Annotated in this window: 16 protein-coding genes; 11 read left to right on the top strand and 5 right to left on the bottom strand. The window is 74.0% G+C overall.

Features of this window, described 5'->3' with window-relative positions; genetic code table 11:
• The first annotated feature begins 34 nt into the window (after positions 1-34).
• Genes ACGFNN_RS14570 through ACGFNN_RS14550 form a run of 5 tightly spaced genes read left to right on the top strand, consistent with a single transcriptional unit; the run spans position 35 to position 6,788 of the window.
• Positions 35-1,078 (top strand): aminomethyl transferase family protein, encoded by a 1,044-nt coding sequence (locus ACGFNN_RS14570; RefSeq protein ID WP_393555792.1) that lies wholly within the window; start codon positions 35-37, stop codon positions 1,076-1,078.
• Positions 1,078-3,396 (top strand): beta-ketoacyl synthase N-terminal-like domain-containing protein, encoded by a 2,319-nt coding sequence (locus ACGFNN_RS14565; RefSeq protein ID WP_393555791.1) that lies wholly within the window; start codon positions 1,078-1,080, stop codon positions 3,394-3,396. Before ACGFNN_RS14570 ends, ACGFNN_RS14565 begins: the two co-directional genes overlap by 1 nt.
• The gene (locus ACGFNN_RS14560) at positions 3,393-4,070 is read left to right on the top strand and encodes a 4'-phosphopantetheinyl transferase family protein (RefSeq protein WP_393555789.1); all 678 of its coding nucleotides are present in this window, start codon (positions 3,393-3,395) and stop codon (positions 4,068-4,070) included. The genes ACGFNN_RS14565 and ACGFNN_RS14560 overlap by 4 nt, the downstream gene beginning before the upstream one ends.
• A complete protein-coding gene (locus ACGFNN_RS14555; protein WP_393555788.1) occupies positions 4,067-5,251 on the top strand; it encodes a hypothetical protein in 1,185 nt (394 codons plus the stop codon). Before ACGFNN_RS14560 ends, ACGFNN_RS14555 begins: the two co-directional genes overlap by 4 nt.
• A 22-nt stretch (positions 5,252-5,273) precedes the next feature.
• Positions 5,274-6,788 carry a DHA2 family efflux MFS transporter permease subunit gene (locus ACGFNN_RS14550; RefSeq protein ID WP_393555786.1) on the top strand — a complete coding sequence of 505 codons (1,515 nt, stop codon included), beginning with the start codon at positions 5,274-5,276 and terminating at the stop codon, positions 6,786-6,788.
• Between the two features lie 88 nt (positions 6,789-6,876).
• On the opposite strand, the gene ACGFNN_RS14545 is transcribed toward ACGFNN_RS14550, so the two are convergent.
• Positions 6,877-7,878 (bottom strand): helix-turn-helix domain-containing protein, encoded by a 1,002-nt coding sequence (locus ACGFNN_RS14545; protein WP_393555784.1) that lies wholly within the window; start codon positions 7,876-7,878, stop codon positions 6,877-6,879.
• Between the two features lie 189 nt (positions 7,879-8,067).
• On the opposite strand from ACGFNN_RS14545, the gene ACGFNN_RS14540 reads away from it, so the two are divergent.
• The 3 genes from ACGFNN_RS14540 to ACGFNN_RS14530 all read left to right on the top strand — a co-directional run bounded on the left by ACGFNN_RS14540 (position 8,068) and on the right by ACGFNN_RS14530 (position 10,776).
• Positions 8,068-8,430, top strand: a complete 363-nt coding sequence (locus ACGFNN_RS14540) for a hypothetical protein (protein ID WP_393555782.1) — start codon at positions 8,068-8,070, stop codon at positions 8,428-8,430.
• Between the two features lie 101 nt (positions 8,431-8,531).
• Positions 8,532-8,714, top strand: coding sequence for a hypothetical protein (locus ACGFNN_RS14535; RefSeq protein ID WP_393555780.1), 183 nt, complete (start codon positions 8,532-8,534; stop codon positions 8,712-8,714).
• Between the two features lie 91 nt (positions 8,715-8,805).
• The gene (locus tag ACGFNN_RS14530) at positions 8,806-10,776 is read left to right on the top strand and encodes a BTAD domain-containing putative transcriptional regulator (RefSeq protein WP_393555778.1); all 1,971 of its coding nucleotides are present in this window, start codon (positions 8,806-8,808) and stop codon (positions 10,774-10,776) included.
• Here the strand turns inward: ACGFNN_RS14530 and ACGFNN_RS14525 are convergent.
• The 4 genes from ACGFNN_RS14525 to ACGFNN_RS14510 are packed head-to-tail and all read right to left on the bottom strand — an operon-like array spanning position 10,683 to position 14,246.
• Complete coding sequence (locus tag ACGFNN_RS14525) at positions 10,683-11,588, bottom strand: 1,4-dihydroxy-6-naphthoate synthase (protein WP_362541291.1); 906 nt, start codon at positions 11,586-11,588, stop codon at positions 10,683-10,685. The genes ACGFNN_RS14530 and ACGFNN_RS14525 overlap by 94 nt on opposite strands.
• Complete coding sequence (locus ACGFNN_RS14520) at positions 11,560-12,279, bottom strand: futalosine hydrolase (protein WP_393555776.1); 720 nt, start codon at positions 12,277-12,279, stop codon at positions 11,560-11,562. Before ACGFNN_RS14520 ends, ACGFNN_RS14525 begins: the two co-directional genes overlap by 29 nt.
• Before the next feature lie 26 nt (positions 12,280-12,305).
• On the bottom strand, positions 12,306-12,788 hold the full coding sequence (locus ACGFNN_RS14515; protein ID WP_362541285.1) for a DUF2771 domain-containing protein: 483 nt from the start codon (positions 12,786-12,788) through the stop codon (positions 12,306-12,308).
• 27 nt (positions 12,789-12,815) lie between these two features.
• Positions 12,816-14,246, bottom strand: coding sequence for an MFS transporter (locus ACGFNN_RS14510; protein WP_393555774.1), 1,431 nt, complete (start codon positions 14,244-14,246; stop codon positions 12,816-12,818).
• Between the two features lie 487 nt (positions 14,247-14,733).
• Between ACGFNN_RS14510 and ACGFNN_RS14505 the strand changes: the two genes are divergently transcribed.
• The 3 genes from ACGFNN_RS14505 (at position 14,734) to ACGFNN_RS14495 (ending at position 19,979) form a co-directional block, all read left to right on the top strand.
• Complete coding sequence (locus tag ACGFNN_RS14505) at positions 14,734-15,666, top strand: DUF3027 domain-containing protein (RefSeq protein WP_362670381.1); 933 nt, start codon at positions 14,734-14,736, stop codon at positions 15,664-15,666.
• 111 nt (positions 15,667-15,777) lie between these two features.
• On the top strand, positions 15,778-18,960 hold the full coding sequence (locus ACGFNN_RS14500; protein WP_393556240.1) for a sacsin N-terminal ATP-binding-like domain-containing protein: 3,183 nt from the start codon (positions 15,778-15,780) through the stop codon (positions 18,958-18,960).
• A gap of 152 nt (positions 18,961-19,112) precedes the next feature.
• Positions 19,113-19,979 (top strand): DUF5707 domain-containing protein, encoded by an 867-nt coding sequence (locus tag ACGFNN_RS14495; protein WP_393555772.1) that lies wholly within the window; start codon positions 19,113-19,115, stop codon positions 19,977-19,979.
• Positions 19,980-20,000: the final 21 nt, after the last annotated feature.

Here is a 20,000-nt window from a genome sequence, read left to right as displayed (position 1 = left end):
CTTCTTCCGTACCTGTGAAAGGAACCCACTCACCATGACCACCACGACCGTCACCGGCGCGCGCACCAGCACCGACGACTACGCCACCCTGCGCACCACCGCCGGCGCCTACCGGATCACCGCGCCGCTGGTGCGGATCACCGGTGACGAGCGGATCGCGCTGCTGGACCAGTTCCTCGCCAAGTCGGGCGAGTTCGTCGACCCGGACACCGTCCGCGAGGCGCTGGCCCTGAACACCGACGGCTCCCCGTTCGCCGTCCTGCTCCACTTCGAGATCGGTGACGAGGCGTGGCTGCTGCCGCGCACCCCGGTCACCGAGGACCAGCTGACCGGCTACCTCGCCGCGCTCGACATCCCCGAGGGCGTCACCGTGGAGACCGCCCCCGAGGGCTGGGGCGCCACCGCCTTCGAGGGGCCGAACGCCTGGTCCGCGGCGGCCCGCTTCGTCGACTTCGACATCTCGGGCCTGACCCTGCACGGCGTCACCGAGGCGTCCGTCGCCGAGGCCCCGGCCGCCCTGGCCCACCTGGCCCGCGTCGGGACCACCGGCGAGTACGGCTACCTGCTGCTGTCCAACGAGCCCGATGCCGCGTTCGCGGCGGTCCTCGCGGCCGTCGGCGAGCTGGGCGGCGCCGAGGTCGGGCCGGAGGGCCTGGCCCGCGTCCAGGCCGAGGCCGGACTCGGCGGCTACGCCACCGGCTTCGCGGGGCTGGCGGTGGACGAAGCGGACCTCGCCTGGATGGTCGACTGGAGCCGGATCGGCGACTTCCGGGGCTCCGAGAACCTCGTCAGGCCGACGACCGGGTCCGCCCGGCTCACCGTCCTGGCGGCCCCCGCCCTCAGCCGCTTCGCCGCCGGGGTGAAGGTCTCCGCCGGCGGCCGGGCCGTCGGCACCGTCCTCGCGCAGGCCCCCTCCGCCAACCCGGAGGAGGAGCTGGTCCTCGCCCTCCTGGACGCCCCGTTCTGGGCGCCCGGTCTCGAACTGTCGGCTCCGGACGACCAGGACGCCGAGCGCCCGCTGCGGACCGTCACGCTGCCCCGCGTCATCGCCCGCTCCCTCACCACGCGGATCTCCTGATGACCGCCCCGCGCATTGCCCTCACCGGCCTGGGGCTGATCACCGGGGCCGGGGACGACGTCGAGAAGAGCTGGTCGTCCATCGCCGCCGGGATCTCCGGCATCCGGACCAACACCCTGTTCGGCACGGAGGAACTGCTCACCGACTGGGCGGGCATGGTCACCAGCCCCCAGGAGCCCGGCCTGGACCGCTGCTACAGCCTCGCCGCCACCGCGATCCGTGAGGCCCTGCGCACCGGCGGCCTCGACCTGGACACCGTCGACCGGGACCGCGTGGCGGTCGTGGTCGGCTCCAGCCTCGGCGCCATGCCGACGCTGGAGAACGTCCACCGGGAACTGGTGCACGAGGGCCGGCTCGACGCCCGGCAGGCCGCCGCCGCCCAGCTGCCCTGCGTCGGCGACTACATCGCCGCCGAGTTCGACCTGCGCGGACCGCGCGTGGTGCTCTCCAACGCGTGTGCCGCCAGCGCGGTGGCCCTCGGCTACGCGGCCGAGATGCTGTGGAAGGGCGACGTCGACTACGTCATCTGCGGCGGCGTCGACCCCCTGGCCTCGCTCTCGGCGTACGGCTTCAGCGCCCTGGGCGCCCTCGACCCCGAGCCCTGCTCGCCGCTGGCGGCCTCCACCGGGCTGACCCTCGGTGAGGGGGCCGGGTTCATGGTCCTCGAATCGGTCGAGCGCGCCGCCGGGCGCTCCGCCCGCGTCCTGGCAGAGCTCGGCGGGTACGGACTGTCCTGCGACGGCTACCACCAGACCGCACCCGACCCCAGCGGCAAGGGCGCCGCCGCCGCCATGGCCCAGGCCCTGGAGACGGCGGGGCTCGGCCCCGAGGACGTCGACTACCTCAACCTGCACGGCACCGGCACCCCGGCCAACGACGCGTCCGAACCCAAGGCGCTCAAGCTGCTGTTCGGCTCCTCGGTGCCGCCCGCCAGCTCCACCAAGTCGATGCTCGGCCACACCCTCGGCGCCGCCGGGGCGGTCGAGGCGGTCGTCAGCACCCTGGCCATCGACCGCGGCGCGCTGCCCCCGACCGTCAACACCCGGGGCGTGGAGTCCCCGTTCGGTCTGGACATCGTCCCCGGGACCGGCCGCAAGGCGGAGCCCGAGGTCGTCCTGTCGAACTCCTTCGCCTTCGGCGGGAACAACGCCTCCGTGGTCCTCAACCGGCCCGGCCGCAAGGGATCGTCGCCCCGGCGCGCCGATCCCCGCCACCAGGTCGTCGTGACCGGCGCGGCCGGTCTCGCGGGCGCGGCGGCCGGCACCGGTCCGCTCGCCGAGGCCCTGGCGGCCGGACGGCCGTGCTTCGACGCCATGGAACACGTGGCGGGCGTCGGTGAGGTGCCCGTCGGCCGGGTGGACGTACGGGCCGCCACCGGGAAGCTCAACCCGAGCCGTGCCCGGCGCATGGACCCCCTGGGCCTGCTGGCCGCCGCCGCGGTCGGCGACCTGTACGCCCGGCACGGCAAGCCCTCACGGGCCGAAGCCGAGTCCACCGGGATCGTGTTCGCCACCGGCTACGGTCCCGTCACCTCCGTGCTGCGCTTCCACGAGGGCGTGCTGCGGCAGGGGATCACCGGGGCCAACCCCTCGCTGTTCGCCAACACCGTGGTGAACGCCGCCGCCGGCCATGTGGCGATGCTGCACCGCTACCGGGGCTACACCGCCACCATCGCCAACGGCGGCACCAGTTCGGTGCTCGCCCTGCACCTCGCGGCCCGGGTCATCGCCCGGGGCGCCGCCGACCGGATCATGGTCGTCGTCGCCGACGAGTTCCCCGAGCAGGCCCTTGCCACCCAGGCCGGCCTGCCCGGATACGCCCGGTCCCCGCACGTGGTGCCCGGCGGCCGTACCGGGATGGTGCTCAGCGAGGGTGCCGCCGCCATCCTGCTGGAGAGCGAGGAGGCCGCCGCCGCCCGCGGCGCCGGCGTCCTGGCCAGGGCGGAGGGGTACGGCGCCTCCGGTGAGTCGGTGGGCGTCGGACGGCTGGGCCGGGACGGCGGAGCGTGGGCGCGCGCCCTGCGCAGCGCCATGGCGGACGCCGGTACGGGCCCCGAAGGCATCGACACGGTGGTGTCGGCGGCCTCCGGCCACGGCCTGGTCGACCTGGCCGAGAACCGGGCCCTGGGCCTGGCGGGCCTGGCGGACCACCCGGTCGTCGCGCCCAAGGCCCTGCTCGGGGAGACCTACGGCAGTGCCGGCGCGCTCGGGCTGGTGGCCGCGCTCAACGGGGCCGCGCCCGCCGGACGGCTGCTGCTGTCCAGCTTCGCCCACGGAGGGTCCTACGCCGCCGCGGTCTTCGACACGGGGGCCCGATGAGCGGCCTGCTGACCCTGCTGCCGCCGGCCGCGCTCCGCGGCCCGGTGGCCGGGGGCGCCGGCCGGCCGGGTGAGGGGGCGGGCGTCGACTGCCTCCTCACCCGCCACCCGGGGCTGCCCCGCGACGGGATGGGGAACCGCCTGAGCGCGTCGGGCCGTTCGCTGATCATCGACGCCGCGCACAGCGTGTACGGGCTGCGGATCACCGGCCGGGACCTCACCCGCGACCCGCACCGGCGCTGGCGCCTGCCCGGTCACGGCCTGACCGTCTCGGTGGCCCACTGCGCCGAGTACAGCGCCGTGGCCTTCGGGGCCGGGACCGAGATCGGCGTGGACCTCCAGGACGAGCGCGACCGGCCCGGCGCCATGCGGTGGCTGGGGGACCTGCTGGGCCTGCCGGGACCGGCCCGTATCCGGGACTTCGCCGAGTGCGAGGCGCTCATCAAGGCCTCCCACCTGACGAAGGAGACGTTCCAGGGGGTCCGGCTGCCCGTGTGGCGGCCGGGCTGGCGTCCGACCGGTACCGGTGCCTACCAGGTCCGGTCGGCCACGGCCGGCCGGTCCACCCACCTCGCCCTCGCCGCCGACGGGGCCGTCCCCGTGCGCTGGTGGTGGCAGCCCGCCCCCGGCGCGCCGGCCACCCGCACAGAAGCCCCCACCCTGGAGCCAGCATGACCACGACGCCGACGGCCGAGTCCCCGGCGCGGCCCTACGCCCGCCGGATCTCGCAGATCGAGCGCGGCTACCTGAACGCCGCCGCCACCGGCACCCCGCAGCTGATCCAGATGGTCGTCGAGGGGGAGGGGCACATCGACCCGGACGCCCTCAGGGACGCCGTACGCGCCGCCTGCCTGGCCGGACCCGGCCTCACCGTGCGAAGGCGGGGAGCGGCCTGGAAGGCCGACGGCCCCCTGCCGCCGGTCGTCGAGCTCCCGCCGTCGGGCTTCGGCTCGCCCTTCCACCTGCGCGACCTCGACGTGGTCACCGGGCCGGTGTGCGAACTCGGGCTCACCGAAGGCCCGGTGACCCGGCTCGTCGTACGCGCCAGCCACATCGTCACGGACGGCAGGGGCCTGCGGCAGTGGATCGCCGACGTGTTCCGGGTGCTGCGCGGTGAGGAACCCGTCGGCGCGGCCGACACCGCCGACGACACCCACTTCCGTACGGCGGCGGGGAAGGTGTCCCCGGCCCCGGCCCCGGCACGGCTCGAAGGGCTCCCCGCGGTCCTCGGTGCAGGACCGGCCGACGGGACGCCGCTCTGGATCCGCCGCCGGGTGCCGGCCTGCCCCTCGGCGGTCACCGCCCGGATCGCGGCAGCCGTCTCCCGGCGCCTGCCCGCCGGCTCCGGACGGCTGGTGGTCCCCGTCGACCTCCGCCGCCACGACCCCGGTGTCCGGTCCTCCGCCAACCTCACCTCGCAGGTGGTCCTCGACCTCAGGCGGGACGACCACTGGAAGCGCCTGCACGGCGAGATCGTCGGATCCCTGCTGCGCAAGCGCGATGTGGCCGTGCTCGACAGGGACTTCCTGCGCAGCAACCCCTTCGCCAACAGCCTGCGCGAGGCGCGGGACCTGGACGGCACCCGCTTCCCCTGCACGGCGATCGTCTCCGACCACGGCCGTGTCGACACCGACGACTACCGCACCCCGTCGTTCACCCCCACCGGCTTCTTCACCCTTCCCATGCTCGTCCCGTACGCCGAGATGTTCATCAGCGCCTTCCGCGTCGGCGACAGCACCGAACTGACCCTGGCCTGCCGGGAACGCCCCGGCGCGCGCGCCGCGGCCCAATCGCTCCTCGACGACGTCGAGCACGAGCTCGTCACGGCGGACCGGCCTGACCCGCAGGCCGGCTGACACTTCCAAGGACGCATCCATCATGTCGATGACCAACCAGACCCACCAGGACGTGCCGAGCCCACCGGTGGAGCCGGAGCTCTCCGACGAGGCGCCCGCGAAGGCGGCGGACGCCCCCGAGGAGCAGCCGGCCCGGCCCGGAGGCCGGGGCCCCGCCTTCGGGACGATCGCCGCCGCGGTGACCGGCGGATTCCTCGCCCTGCTCGACACCACCATCGTCAACGTCTCGCTGCACGACACCACCGCCAGGTTCGGCTCGCTCGACCAGGTCCAGTGGGTGGTGACCGGTTATCTGATCGCCCTCGCCGCCTGCATGCCGGCCACCGGCTGGCTCGCCGGAAGATTCGGCGTCAAGCGCGTCTTCATGGGCGCGACCCTCCTGTTCGCGCTCGGCTCGGCGGCCTGCGCCCTCAGCCAGACCCTGCCCGAACTGGTCGCCGCCCGAGGGGTGTCCGGAGCGGCGGCCGGTGTCCTCACCCCGGTGTCCACCATCCTCCTCACCCGCGGGGTGCCCCGCGAGCACCTCGGCCGCGTACAGGCCCTGAACGGCAGCGTGATGCTGATCAGCCCGCTGCTCGGCCCGACGGTGGGCGGACTCCTGGTCGGCGCCTGGGGATGGCCCGCGGTCTACGCGGTCAACATCCCGCTCTGCGCCGCCCTGCTCTACGTCACCGTGCGCTGGGTGCGGCCGGACGCGCCCGGCGAGCGCTCACCGAAGCCGCTGGACGTGGTGGGCCTGCTCACCTCCGCCGCCTGCACCGTCAGCACCGTCCTCGCCATCAAGGAGTTCACCGACCACGGGCTCGCGGCGCGGGCCGACCTGCTGCTCCCGCTGCTCGTCGCCGTGGTCTGCGGGGCGGTGTTCGTGGTCCGTGAACTGCGCACCCCGGCACCGCTGCTCGACCTGCGGCTGTTCCGCAACCGCGTCTACACCATGGCCGTGGTCAACATCTTCTGCCTGGGGTTCATCCTCTACTCCCCGATGATGCTGATCCCTCTCTACTTCGAGAGCGCGCGCGGCGAGTCCGCCGTCACCACCGGTCTGCTGATGTCCACCGCCGGCCTGGGCGTGGTTACCGCCGCCTGGCTGTGCCGGGTCCTGATGAAGAAGGTGGGCGGCGGGGGCACCGTGGTGATCGGCATCGCGCTGACCATGCTGGCCACGCTCCCGCTGGCCGGCGTCGGCGGGAACACCTCGTACGTCCTGATCTGCGCGACCCTCGCCGTGCGCGGGCTCGGCACCGGCCTGACCATCGTCCCGGCCATGACGAGGGCGTTCCAGTCGATCCGCCCCGAGTCCATCGGGGACGCCTCGGCGCAGCTCAACCTCGTCCAGCGGATCGGCGGCACGGTGGCCGTCGCCGTGGTGACCGTGGTGCTGCAGCAGGCCGCCGAGGCCCGTCACGGCCTGGTGCCCGGGGCGTTCGCCCACTCCTTCGGCTGGCTCATCGGGGTCTACGCGCTCACGCTGCTGCCCGCGCTCGCACTCTTCGCCGCGGACCGCGCCGAGCAGCGCCGGCGCAGCCAGGAGGCGTGAGGCCATGACGGGCCCGACGTGTGCGGCGGCCGGTGCGCGGCGCACGGTCCGGCGGTCCCGGGCGGCCTGCCCGGGACCTGCCGGGCATTCACTCCGCGCCGGTCAGCCATCCCTTGGAGACGGCCTTGGCGCCCGCCTGGAAGCGGCTGCGCGCGCCGAGCTTCTCCAGCAGGTCCGCCGCGATGCGGCGCGCGGTCCTGGGGGACACCCCGAGCCTCTTCGCCACCGCCTCGTCCGTGAGGCCCTGGCCCAGCAGCCGCAGCGCCTCCGCCTCCTGGGGGGTGAGGTCGTGCTCGTCCCGTCCACGACTGGGGACCTGCCCCAGGAGAGCACCCTGTTCCCAGATGCTCTCGAAGAGGGCGGTCAGCGCGGTGACCGTGCCGCAGCCGCTGAGCACCAGCGCGCCGGCGGCACTGTCACCGCCGTCCACCGGGACGATGGCGGTGGTGCGGTCGAGGAGCATCATCCGGACCGGCAGCGACGGGGTGGTCCGCACCTCGCCGCCCAGCCCCGTCAGCCACTTCGCGTAGGACAGCGTGGCCGGATTGTGGCGGACGCTGTCCAGGTACAGGGTCCGCATCCGTACCCCGCGCTCGAGGAGTTCCTTGTCCTGGGGCTTCGCCGCCTCCATGCTCGCCTCGCTCTGGGCACCACCGGGGGCGAACGTCATGATCTCGGCGGAGACGTGGCGTACCAGCAGGGCGATGCGGTCCCGGATCTCCTCGATGCCGTCCAGCCGCTCGACGCCCTCGATCCGCTTGTCGAGCCGGGTGGCCGTGAAGTCCGCGGACAGCCGCGCGGCGGCCAGACGGATCTGGTCGATGCGCCGCTGCTCGGCGGCGAGACGCTCCTCCTGCTCGGCGAGGATGCTCTGGACGCCCAGCTCGGGATTGACCGCGCGGAAGTGGGAGGGCCGGCCGGCGATCGGCCGGACGAGCGCCAACTCGCTCAGCTTGTCCAGTGCCTGACGCACCTTCGCACCGGGAATGCGAAGGCGCTCCCCCAACTCGGCGAGCTCGACCTGCGGATACGCCAGGACGGCTCTGTACACGGCTTCACAGACCTCGTCCAGCCCGAGAATCTCCAGCACCGACTGTCTCTCCCCCCATGCAAAGACATTCGGCCTCAATCTAAGCATGATCGGGACGGCCCCGACTTTGCGCATTCGTAAACGTTCCCCAAAGCGCGAACACCGCTACGCGGGACACAAGTTGGCGCGAAGCCGCCCTCCGTGAGGGCCGTCCGCCCTTCCTCCCTGATCGGACCGAGGTATGAACTCATGAACCTGGTGCACGTCCGTCTCCAGCTCCCCGACGGAACGACGCAGGTCGAGGGCCTGAAGCAGACTCTGCTCCGCCATGTGTCGGCGGGGGAGACGGTGGAGCACATCAGCCTCCACCCGGGGGACGAGGGCGAGGTGACCGTCGGGTTCTGGGTCGGCGGAGCGAGCGTCACCGGCTCCGAACGAATCGCGCACGCGGTCACCCTGCGCGCGCTGGAGGCCGAGCCCGCACTCACCCGGGCTCGCGTCACCAGTTGCTCCAGCGCCCTCGTCCCGGCCGTCTTCGACGAGATGACGCGGCCCGCACAGGCCCCTGGACGGTATATGCGATGGACGGATGCGGAAGGCGGGGAAGGCTAGGCGATCACTTCCCGCGCGGCAAGACTCTGTGGTGTCGGACCGGGAACCCCGCGAGGGACCCGCCGAAGACCTCCACCTCCCCTTCACGCAGGAGTGATCCCATGCCGCAGTCCACTCTCCGCGCCGCCCGCCGGACCAGAAGGTCCGTCGCGCTCATCGGCCTCCTCTTCTGCGGGCTCACCGTCCTCACGGCGCACCACACCTCCGCCGCGGCCCCCTCGTCCGTCGTCGCGGGAGACCTCACCTCCGCGGACATGGGCGAGGACACCACCGGCTGGGACTGACCCCCGCCGAAGGCGGAACGACGACGTAAAGCGCCCGGACCCCTTCCGGCCGGGCCACCGAAACCGAACCGACGAGCGGGGTGAGACGGTCGTGACACAGTTCCTGGTCCTGGGCTCCCTGGAGATGCGCCGGGCCGGCGAGCTCGTACCCGTGAGGGGGATGCGGCAGCAGAAGCTGCTCGCGCTGCTCCTGCTGAGCGTGGGCCGGGTGGTCCCGGTGGACGTCCTGGTGGACGAACTGTGGGAGACGCCTCCGTCGTCGGCGCGTACGCAGGTCCACAACGCGGTCCACGACCTGAGGCGGATCCTGCCCGTGGGCGGCGGCAGCAGCCTGATCACCGCGGACATCGGATACCGGCTCACCGTCCCCGACGACGCCCTCGACTCGCACCTGTTCACCGGACGGGTCCGCGCCGCCAAACAGGCGGAGCGGGAGAACCGCCTCACGGAGGCGGTCCGGCTGCTCCAGTCGGCCCTGGACCTGTGGCGCGGTGACGCGTTCGCCGGTATCAAGTGCTCCGCCGTCCTCGGCGCCGCCGTGACCCTCGACGAGCAGCGGCTCACCGCGATCGAGGACCTCATGGCCCTGCGCCTGAGTGCGGGCGAGTGCAACGCGGTCGTCGGTGAACTGCAGGCGCTCATCGCGAAATACCCGTTGCGGGAGGCCCTGCGCGGCAGTCTGATGACCGCGCTGTGCCGCAGCGGACGCCAGGCCGACGCGCTCGCCGTCTACGACGAGGGCCGACGCCACCTCGTGGAGGAACTCGGACTCGAACCCGGCCGGCGGCTGCAGACCCTGCACGCGGAGATCCTCGCGGACTCCCCGGCCGTCCACGGCGCGGAGAGGCCCGCACGCCCGCCGGGCGCCGTACGCCCGCCGGCCACCGCGCCGGCTCCGGCCACCGGCGGCCCGGAGGCCCCGGGCCCGGTGCCGCCGGCCGGACCACCGGTCCGCACCCCCGGCCGGAACTTCCTGCCGCCCGGCCTGGCCGACTTCACCGGCCGCGCCGGCGACGTGCGCCGGCTGCTGGACGCCGTCGGCGTCGGTGGCGACGCCTCGCCCGGGGTCGTGGCAGTCGACGGCACCGCGGGGGCCGGCAAGACGTCCCTCGTCGTGCATGTGGGCCACCGGCTCGCCGCCGCCCACCCCGACGGCCAGTACGCCGTGGAACTGCACGGGTTCAGCCCGCTGCGGGAGCCGGTGCCGACCGAGGAGGCCCTCGGCGTCCTCCTCCAGGCAGACGGGGTCGCGGCGGACGCGCTCCCGGAGGGAACGGCGGCCCGCAGCGCCCTGTGGCGGTCACGCCTGGCGGGACGGCGCTGTCTGCTCGTCCTGGACGACGCCCTGGACACCGCGCAGATCCGGCCGCTGCTGCCCGGCACCGGCGGGGTTACGGTGCTGGTCACCAGCCGGCGCGCACTCAGCGCACTCGACGGGGCGGTACGGATGCCGCTCGACGTGATGACGCACGAGGACGCCGTGGCACTCTTCGGCAGGATCGCCGGGGCCTCACGCGCGGCGGCCGAACCCGGCGAGATCGCGCGGGTCGTCGGGCTCTGCGGGCATCTGCCGCTGGCGGTCCGGATCGCCGCGACCAGGCTGAGGGACCGCCCCGCGATGCGTGCCGGGGACCTCGCCGAGCGTCTGTCGCACCCGGCCGGCCGCCGGCGGTGCCTGCGGACCTCCGACCGTGACCTTGCACAGCTGCTGAGCCCGTCGTTCGGCCGGCTGACAGCCGCCGAACGGCGGTACAGCCGGCTGCTGAGCCTGCACCCCGCCGCGAGCTTCGACCGCGGCCGGGCAGGTGCCGTCACGGGGCTCGGCCCTGAGGACGCGGAGGAGCTCCTGGACGTCCTGCTGGACGACAACCTGATCCGGCAGGACGCCCCCGACCGCTTCTCCTTCCACGAACTGCTCAGGGACTGCGCCCGTGAGCTGCCCGTGGAGCAGGAGGAGAGGGCGCGGGGTCAGCGGGCGGTGACGGAGAACGCGTCCGGGGCCAGCGCCGGTACGAGGCCCTCGGCGGCCGCCCTGGTCAGCAGACCGCGGATCGCCGCGTAGCCGCTCTCGCCGAGGTCCGCGGTGAACTCGTTGACGTAGAGCCCGATGTGCTGGTCGGCCACGGCCGGGTCCATCTCCTGGGCGTGCTCCAGGACGTAGGGACGGGACCGCTCAGGGTCGTCCCAGGCCATCCGCACCGAGGTGCGGACGGACTCGGCCAGCCGGTCCAGGGTCTCCTGGCCCAGCGAGCGCTTGGCGATGATCGCGCCCAGCGGGATCGGCAGCCCGGTCGTGGACTCCCAGTGGGCGCCCATGTCGGCGAGGCTGTGCAGACCGTAGTTCTGATAGGTGAAGCGTGCCTCGTGGATGACGAGCCCGGCGTCCACCCGGCCGTCCCGCACGGCGGGCATGATCTCGTCGAACGGCATGACAACGATCTCGCCGACACCGCCGGGGACGACCTCGGCCGCCCAGAGCCTGAAGAGCAGGTAGGCGGTGGAGCGTTCGCTCGGCACGGCGACGGTCTTCCCCGTCAGGTCGGTGCCCGGCTCCTTCGTCAGGACCAGCGGCCCGCAGCCCCGGCCCAGTGCGCCGCCGCACGGCAGCAGCGCGTACTCGTCGAGGACCCACGGCAGGACGGCGTACGACACCTTCAGCACGTCGAACTCGCCGCGCTCGGCCATACCGTTGGTGAGGTCGATGTCGGCGAAGGTGACGTCGAGGGCGGGCGCGCCGGGGACCCGACCGTGCGCCCACGCGTCGAAGACGAAGGTGTCGTTGGGGCACGGCGAGAAGGCGATCCGCAGCGCGGGCGGCTCCGCGCCGGAGGAACCGGTCCCGGTCTCAGTCACTGTGCCGGTCGAGTCGGTCATGCGGGGTCCAACTTTCCACTACGGGTGCGGTCTTCCCGAACGCCCCGGTGAGCGCCGCGAGGGCGTCGCCGATCCGCCAGGCCTCGCGGTCGCGTGGCCCGACGGCGTTCGAGACGGCCCGGAGCTCCAGCGCCGGCACGCCGAACCGGTCGGCGGCCTCCGCGACGCCGAAGCCCTCCATGGCCTCGGCGACTGCTCCGGGGTGCGCGGCCAGCAGCTCGGCGGTCCGGGCCGCGCTGCCGGTCACGGTGGAGACGGTGAGCACGGGACCCGGCACCGCGCCGGTGGCCGAAGCCACGTCCCGTACGAGGTGCCCGGGCGGCAGGAAGGTGTCCCTGCCGAAGCCGAGCGCGGTGACGGGCACGAACCCGTCCGGGGTCTCGGCGCCCAGGTCCGCCGCGACGATCGCGGAGGCCACCACGAGGGAGCCGACGGGCGCGGCGGGTGCGAAGCCGCCGCCGATGCCGGCCGAGACGACGCACGCGTACGGCTCACCGGCGGGCGCCGCGGCGAGGGCGCAGGCGGTGGCTGCCGCAGCCGCAGCGGGACCCGCGCCGCCCGCCAGGACGTCGTACGGTCCGGCCCGGTGCAGCTCGGCGCCGGGCACCTCGCGCACCCGCGGCCGGTCCCCGCACGCGCGCGTGACAGCGTCCCGTTCGGCCGGGACGGCGGTCACGACAAGCACCCGCACGGCGGTGTTCCTCGGGGGTCGCTGGGTCAGGAGGTCTTCGTCAGCTGGAAGTGCCAGACGCCGGTGAGCTTCTGACCCTTGGTCTCGACGATGCTGATCTGCGTCTTGGACGCCGTGGTCTCGCCGGTCTGGCTGGCGAAGAAGGCGCTGCCGGGGATCGACCGGTAGGTCTTCTTGTACGGCTCCTGCTCGGCCTGCTGGCCGTTGATGAACAGGGTCCAGCCGTTGTCGGCGATCTCGGGGTCGACGCCGAAGCGGACCTTGTCGTCCATCGCGACCTTGACGGACTTCTCCGCCTTCTTGTTCAGGCAGCCCTGGATCTCGGACTCCTTGAGCGCCTTGCCGTCGTTGTAGCAGGCGGCCTCGGTGCTCACCGAGTTGTCGCCGACCGTCACGGTGGCGAGCGGCGTCGGCTTGTCGCAGGCGGACAGGACAAGGAGTCCCGCGGACACGGCACCGAGAGCGACGCCGATTCGACGGCCCTTACCGGAGAAGAACGCAACGGTCATGGGCCGAAGGTTATCGGTCGGTGCCAGTCACGCCACGCGGGGGTGCGGTGAGCCGCGCCGCGCGGCTCCCAGGAGGCCCCGTACGGAGGCGGCGGCGCCGAGGGCGAGCAGACCCGCGGCCACCGACATGCCCAGTACTCCGTTGAGGGGCAGCGCGATACCGATCGCGCCGCCGACCACCCACGACATCTGGAGCAGCGTCTCGGACCGGGCGAACGCCGACGTACGCACCTCCTCGGGCACGTCCCGCTGGATCATCGCGTCGAGGGACAGCTTCGACAGGGCCTGGGTGAAACCGGCGACGGCGGTGAGCGCGGCCACCATCACGGTGCTGAAGAAGACCGCGGCGAGCACGGCGACCCCCAGGGCCAGGCCCAGCACCGTCGCGACGATCACCTCCGGGCCGCGTGCCCTCAGCCACGACCCCACCGCCGTGCCGAAGGCGTTTCCCGCCCCGGCCGCGACGCCCACGATGCCGAGGGAGACGGCGGCCGACTGCCCCGCCAGCGGGTGTTCACGGAGCAGGAACGCCAGATAGAAGATGAGGAAGCCGGAGAGCGCGCGGTGCGCGGCGTTCGCCTGGAGGCCGTGCAGGACCGACGGCCCGACGGACCGCAGCCCCGGTGGCTTCTCCCGCCCCCCGCGCCGGCCGATCCGGGTGCTGCCGCTTCTCCTGCTCTTCCCGGTCGCGGCGCGCGGGGCCGGGGGCGCCTCCTCGTGCGGGACGGCGAGGCGCGCCTTGCGCTCGCCCTTCGCGGAGTCGACCTTGTGGGGGAGCGTGAAGGCGAGGACCGTACCGCCGAGGAAGACGACGCAGGCGCCGTAGAGCGGCCAGGGGGACCCGATGGCCTGGAGCCCCGCCCCGATGGGCGCGGCGATCCCCGTCGCCAGCAGACCGGCCAGGGTGACCCGTGAGTTGGCCTTCACCAGCGAGAAACGCGGAGGCAGCAGCCGGGGCACCACGGCGCTGCGCACCACCCCGTACGCCTTGGAGCTGACCAGGACGCCCAGGGCCGCCGGATAGAGCTCCAGGCCCCCGGTGGCGACCGCGCCGGACATGGTGATCGCGAGCACCGCCCGGGCGAACATCGCCCCGGCCATCGCCGCGCGGCGGCCGTGCGGCAGCCGGTCCAGCAGGGGGCCGATCACCGGGGCGAGGAGGGTGAAGGGGGCCATGGTGACGGCGAGGTAGAGGGCGACGCGCCCGCGCGCCTCGTCCGTCGGCACGGAGAAGAAGACCGTGGAGGCCAGGGCCACGGTGATCATGACGTCACCGGCCCCGTTGACCGCGTGCAGCTCGATCAGCTTGCCGAGCCCCGACTCGCCCGCCCCGTGGGCGTGGGTCGCCTTGCGGATGCCCCGCGCGGTGCCCGTGAAAGGGGCCCGCAGGGCACGTGCCATCGACCGGCCCGCCCTGCGGAGCGGACCGGATCCGTCGGACGACCTGGCGGCGGCCACGTGGTCATAGTGCCCCACCCCCCGCCGCCACGAACCCATGATCGGGCGGGGCGCGGCGGGGGACGCCCCGTCGGGCGAGTCGTCCCGGCGCGGGGGACGGCCACCGGGCGGCCGGCCGGGCGGCCGGGACGCGGCCCGGGGTCGGGACCGGTCACCGCCGTGCGCCGGCGGCCCGTCCGGCCCGTGGTGGCGGGCCTGCGCGAAAGCTTTCCGGAAGGGTTCCGGTCCAGTTTGGGACGGGCAGGTGGGCGCGGGGCGGCGGAGAGGGTAGCGTGCACTCACGCGCCACCGGCGGTTGTTCTTGGCCGCGCGCCTCTCCGCGATCCCGCAGAATGGGTGGCAGAAGGCGCGCCCGAGGCAGGCACAACGGGTGTGGACGTCGACGCGGCCCCCAGGTCCGCTCCGCTCACGCCCGTCATGGCCGAAATCGGACATCGATGAGCTGCTGGCGCGCTCGTGAGACGGCGTATGGAGAGAAGCGAGACCTGTGAGTGCTGCGACGACGCGAAGCCGTACGGCCCGTACCCCCGCCCCCGACCGCCTGTGCGCCGAGGCGGTAGACCTCGCACGCGCGGCGGCCGAGGAGGCGGCCGCGCCGGGAGTGGTGGGCGAGCATGTCGCCCTGGTCTCGGAGGGGGACCGGGTCGTTACCCACTACTTCGAATCGAAGGAGCCCGGTTACCGGGGCTGGCGCTGGGCGGTGACGGTCGCCCGCGCCTCCCGCGCCAAGAACGTCACCCTTGACGAAACGGTGCTGCTTCCCGGCTCCGACGCGCTCCTCGCCCCCGAGTGGGTGCCGTGGAGCGAGCGGCTGCGCCCCGGCGACATGGGCCCCGGCGACCTGCTGCCGACCGAGGCCGAGGATCCGCGGCTGGAGCCCGGCTGGACCGGCGAGGACGAGCCTCTGCCGAACTCCGTGGTCTCCGAGGTCTCCCAGGAGATGACCGAGCTCGCGGACGCCGAGGACGCGGAGCTCACCACGCTCCCCGGGACGAGCCGCGGCTCCATCACCTCGGTGGCCGAGGAGCTCGGCGCCCGGCGCGCCCGGGTGCTGTCCCGCTACGGGCTGGGCATCGCGGCGGACCGCTGGGACGAGGAGTTCGGCGCCCGCACGCCCATGGCCCAGGCGGCGCCCGCCTCCTGCGTCAGCTGTGCCTTCCTGGTCCCGATCGCCGGCTCCCTGCGACAGGCCTTCGGCGTCTGCGCGAACGAGTTCGCACCGGCGGACGGCCGGGTCGTCTCCCTGTCGTACGGCTGCGGAGGGCACTCCGAGGCGGCCGTCATGCCGAAGCCGCCCAAGCCGGCCCCGCACGCCCTGGACACCATGCGGGTGGACGACTACCCGCTGCGGCCCTCGGACGACTCCGGCTCGGTCCCGTCCCAGCCGGACGGCTCCACGGAGGACCTGGGCCACTCCTGACACCGCCGCCCCGTCGGGGCGGGGGCGGCACACCGGGTTTCCCGCTCGCGGTACCTTCGGGCGCACACTGGGCGTCACGGGTCACCGGAAGAGCGGAGTACGAGCGTGAGCATGAATGCGACCGAGGGGGCCGATCCGTTCGGGACGGCACGACTGCGGCGCGGCGTGCTCGACGCCTGGGGCGCGGGCCCCGCCCGCTTCCGTGAGGACGCCAACGCCGAGGAGGACCTCGCCCTCGGCGGCTACCGCGACCGGCTGGTCGTCGAGCTGGCCCAGAACGCCGCCGACGCCGCGGCCCGCGCCGGGGTCCCCGGCCGGCTGCGCCTCACCCTGCACGCCGGGAACGGCACGGGCGGCGACCGCCCGGTGCTGGCCGCCGCCAACAGCGGGGCCCCGCTCGACGCGACGGGCGTCGAGTCGCTGAGCACCTTGCGCGCCTCCGCGAAGCGCGAGGGCCACGAGCAGTCCGTAGGCCGCTTCGGCGTCGGCTTCGCCGCGGTCCTGGCCGTCAGCGACGAGCCCGCGGTGATCGGCCGCCACGGCGGCGTCCGCTGGTCCCTCGCCGAGGCCCGCGACCTCGCCGAGCAGGCGGCCGTCGGCAGCCCCGGGCTCGGCGACGAACTGCGCCGCCGCGACGGACACGTACCGCTGCTCAGGCTCCCGCTGCCCGCCGAGGGCACCGCGCCCGACGGGTACGACACCGTCGTCGTACTGCCGCTGCGTGACGGCGTCGCCGAGGACCTGGTGGAGCGGCTGCTCGCCGGGGTGGACGACGCCCTGCTCCTCACGCTGCCCGGCCTGGACGAGGTCGTGATCGAGACCCCGGACGGCGTACGCACCCTGTCCCGCTCGCGGCAGGGCGCCTACACCCACATCGAGGACTCCGCGCACGGCCTGCACCGCTGGCGCACCGTCGCCGGCCACGGAGCGGTGGACCCCGCGCTCCTGGCCGACCGGCCCGTCGAGGAGCGGCTGCGGCCGCACTGGTCGGTGACCTGGGCCGTGCCGGTGGACGAGGACGGCGCGCCCCAGCACCCCCGTACGGCACCGGTCGTGCACGCCCCGACGCCCACCGACGAGCCGCTCGGGGTCCCCGCACTGCTGATCGCCTCGCTGCCGCTGGACACCACCCGACGGCACCCGGCGCCGGGGCCGCTGACCGACTTCCTGGTGCAGCGGGCGGCCGACGCCTACGCGGAGCTGCTCGCCGGGTGGGAGCCCGTCTCCGTGGCGACGATCGCCCTCGTACCGGGTGTGCTGGGCAAGGGGCAGCTGGACGGTGCCCTGCGGGCCGCGATCCTGGAGCGGCTGCCCAGGGTCGCGTTCCTGGAGCCCGCGGCGCCCCGGGACCCGGCCGAGACGGCGGGGGAGTGGGAGGACTGGGACGGCACGGGGAGCCCGGGCCGGGCGACGACGGCGCTGCGCCCGGTGGAGGCCGAGGTCGTCGAAGGCGTCGGCGCGGAGACCGTACGGGTCCTCGCCGAGGTGCTGCCCTGCCTGCTGCCGGCCGGCCTGGAGCGGCGCACCGAACTGCGCACGCTCGGCGTCGCACGGGTCCCGCTGACCGAGGCCGTCGACCGCCTGGCGGGCCTGGAACGCGGCCCGGAGTGGTGGCGCCGGCTCTACGACAGCCTGGCCGGGGTCGACCCGGACCGGCTCTCCGGGCTGCCCGTGCCGCTCGCCGGCCCCGAGGAGACCCCCCGTACCACCATCGGCCCCCGGCAGGTCCTGCTGCCGCAGCCCGACGCCCTGACCGCCCCGGTGCTCGGCCGGCTGGCCCGGCTCGGGCTGAAGGTGGCCCATCCGGACGCGGCGCACCCGCTGCTGGAGAAGCTGGGCGCCCTGCCCGCCACCCCGCGCGCCGTGCTGCGGACCCCGCAGGTGCGGGCCGCCGTCGCCGGTTCGCTGGACGCGGGCGAGGTGTGGGACGAGGACGCGCTGGACGCCGACGAGCTCGCCGAGACCGTCCTCACCCTCGTACGCGATGCCGGTCTCGAACCCGGCGACGAACCCTGGCTGGGCGCGCTCGCCCTGCCCGACGAGGACGGCGAGCCCGCGCCCGCGGGCGAACTCGTGCTGCCGGACAGCCCGTTCGCCCAGGTGATGCGCGAGGGTGAACTCGCCCTGTGCGACGCGGAGCTGGCCGGACAGTGGGGCGAACAGCCGCTGACCGCCTGCGGGGTGCTGGCCACCTTCGCCCTCGTGCGCGCCACCGACGTCGTCCTCGACCCGGACGAACTGGAGCCGCGCGACAGCGACTTCGCCGAGCCCGACGACGCCGGGCTGCTCGACGCCGTCGACGTCTGGTGCGAGGACGTCCTGGACCAGCTCCCCGACAGCCCGGTGCCGCCGGTCGCCACCGAACTCGTCGCCGTACGCGACCTGGACCTCGTCGACGACGACGCCTGGCCGCAGGCGCTGGCGATGCTGGCACAGCCGCCGCTGCGCGACGCGCTGACCCAGCCGGTGCGGGTGCTGCTCCCCGACGGCACGACGCAGTCGGTGCGCCCCTACACCGCGTGGTGGCTGCGCGACCACCCGGTGCTCGATGGCCGCCGCCCGGCCGGACTCCGCGCGGCGGGCGGGGACCCTCGCCTGGCCGGCCTCTACGACTCCGCCGACGCCACGGGCTTCGACGACGCCCAGGTGCTGCGCGCCCTCGGTGTGCGCACCTCGGTCGCCGCGCTCCTGGACGAGCCGGGCGGGGCGGCCGAGCTGCTGGGGCGCCTCGCGGACGAGGAACGCCCGGTCGGGCCGGTGCAGTTGCACTCCCTCTACACCGCGCTCGCCGATCTCGACCCCGAACAGGTCACACTGCCGGACGAGCTGCGGGCCGTGGTGGACGACGAGGTGCGGGTCGCCGACGCCTCGGACGTGGTGATCGCGGACGCCCCGGACCTGCTTCCGCTCACCGGCGGACTGGCGCTGCTGCCGGTGGCCCCGGCGCGGGCGGCGGAGCTGGCAGACCTGCTCCAGGTGCGGCGGCTCGGCGAGAGCGTCGAGGCCGTGGTGACCACGGAGGGTGTGGAGCACCAGGTGCCGGCGTCGGTACGCGTCCTGCTCGGCGCCGGGACCCCGGACACCTATGTCGAGCACGGCGAACTGCTGGCCGGCGGCGTCGAACTGGACTGGCGGCGCACCCCGGACGGGGTGGTCCACGCGTCCACGCTGGAAGGTGTGGCGGCCGGGCTCGCCTGGGCGGCCGGCCAGTGGCCGCGCCGATTCGAGGTGGCCGCGCTGCTGGAGGACCCGTCACGCACGGAGGAGCTGGCCCGGGACCGCTGGTTCGACTGACCCGCCGGAATAATCTTCACAAGAAATCCATACGGCGGGCACAACCATTCACATCCGAGCGGGGTCTGGTCTGTCGAGTCAGCAGACTCACCGACCACATGGGGATCGCGGGTCACAGACCGCCGCGGTCCCCCTTCTCCACTGGGGAACCCATGCGCATGCGTGTCACCGTCGCCGCCGTCTCCGGCGCCCTGGCCCTGTCCGCCCTCGCCGTCCCGGCGGCGCAGGCCGGTGACCAGGCCACTCCGAGCCTGGACAGGCCCACCGCAGCCGAGGTCTTCGGCACCGGGGCCAAGGCTCCCCGCGCCCTCTCGCGCGCCGCCGTCACGACCCCGGTGATATCGAAGGTCGTCATCAACGGCGGCAAGGACATCGTCCTCGGCACGACCGTCGAGAAGACCGTCTCCGTCTCCATCACGGCCTCGCACCCGTCCGGCATCGCCGACGCCTACGTCGACCTCTGGCACGGCACGGACGTGGACTCCGGTCTCGACGGGTGGCTCGCCCCGAACGAGGAGGCGGCCACCTGCACCAAGTCCAGCGCCACGACCTCCACCTGCAAGCTGACGATCACCGTGGTGCCCGGCTACGACCTGTACAAGAACCTCCTGGCGGGCACCTGGAAGGTCACCGCGGGCGCACTCGCCGGTGACGGCAGCGACTTCGCGTGGAACGACTACTACGCCACCCACCGCGTCCAGCGCCTCTCCAAGCTGACCGTCAACGCCGCCCCCGAGCCCGTCAAGAAGGGCGCGACCATCACGGCCACCGGCAAGCTCTCGCGCGCCAACTGGGAGAACGGCACCTACATGGGCTACACCGTGCAGCCCGTGAAGCTCCAGTTCCGGAAGAAGTCCAGCAGCACCTACACCACCGTCAAGACCATCAACACCAACAGCACCGGTTCGCTGAAGACCACGGTCAAGGCCGTGGAGGACGGCTACTGGCGCTACAGCTTCGCCGGCACCTCGACCACCCCGGCCGTCACGACCGCGGGTGACTTCGTCGACGTGAAGTAGTCGTGAGCCAGTCGTGAGGTA

This window comes from Streptomyces sp. NPDC048590 (genome assembly GCF_043199535.1).
Lineage (GTDB): Bacteria > Actinomycetota > Actinomycetes > Streptomycetales > Streptomycetaceae > Streptomyces.
Note: the sequence above shows the minus strand (reverse complement) of the source record. Positions and strands in the feature narration are given on the sequence as shown.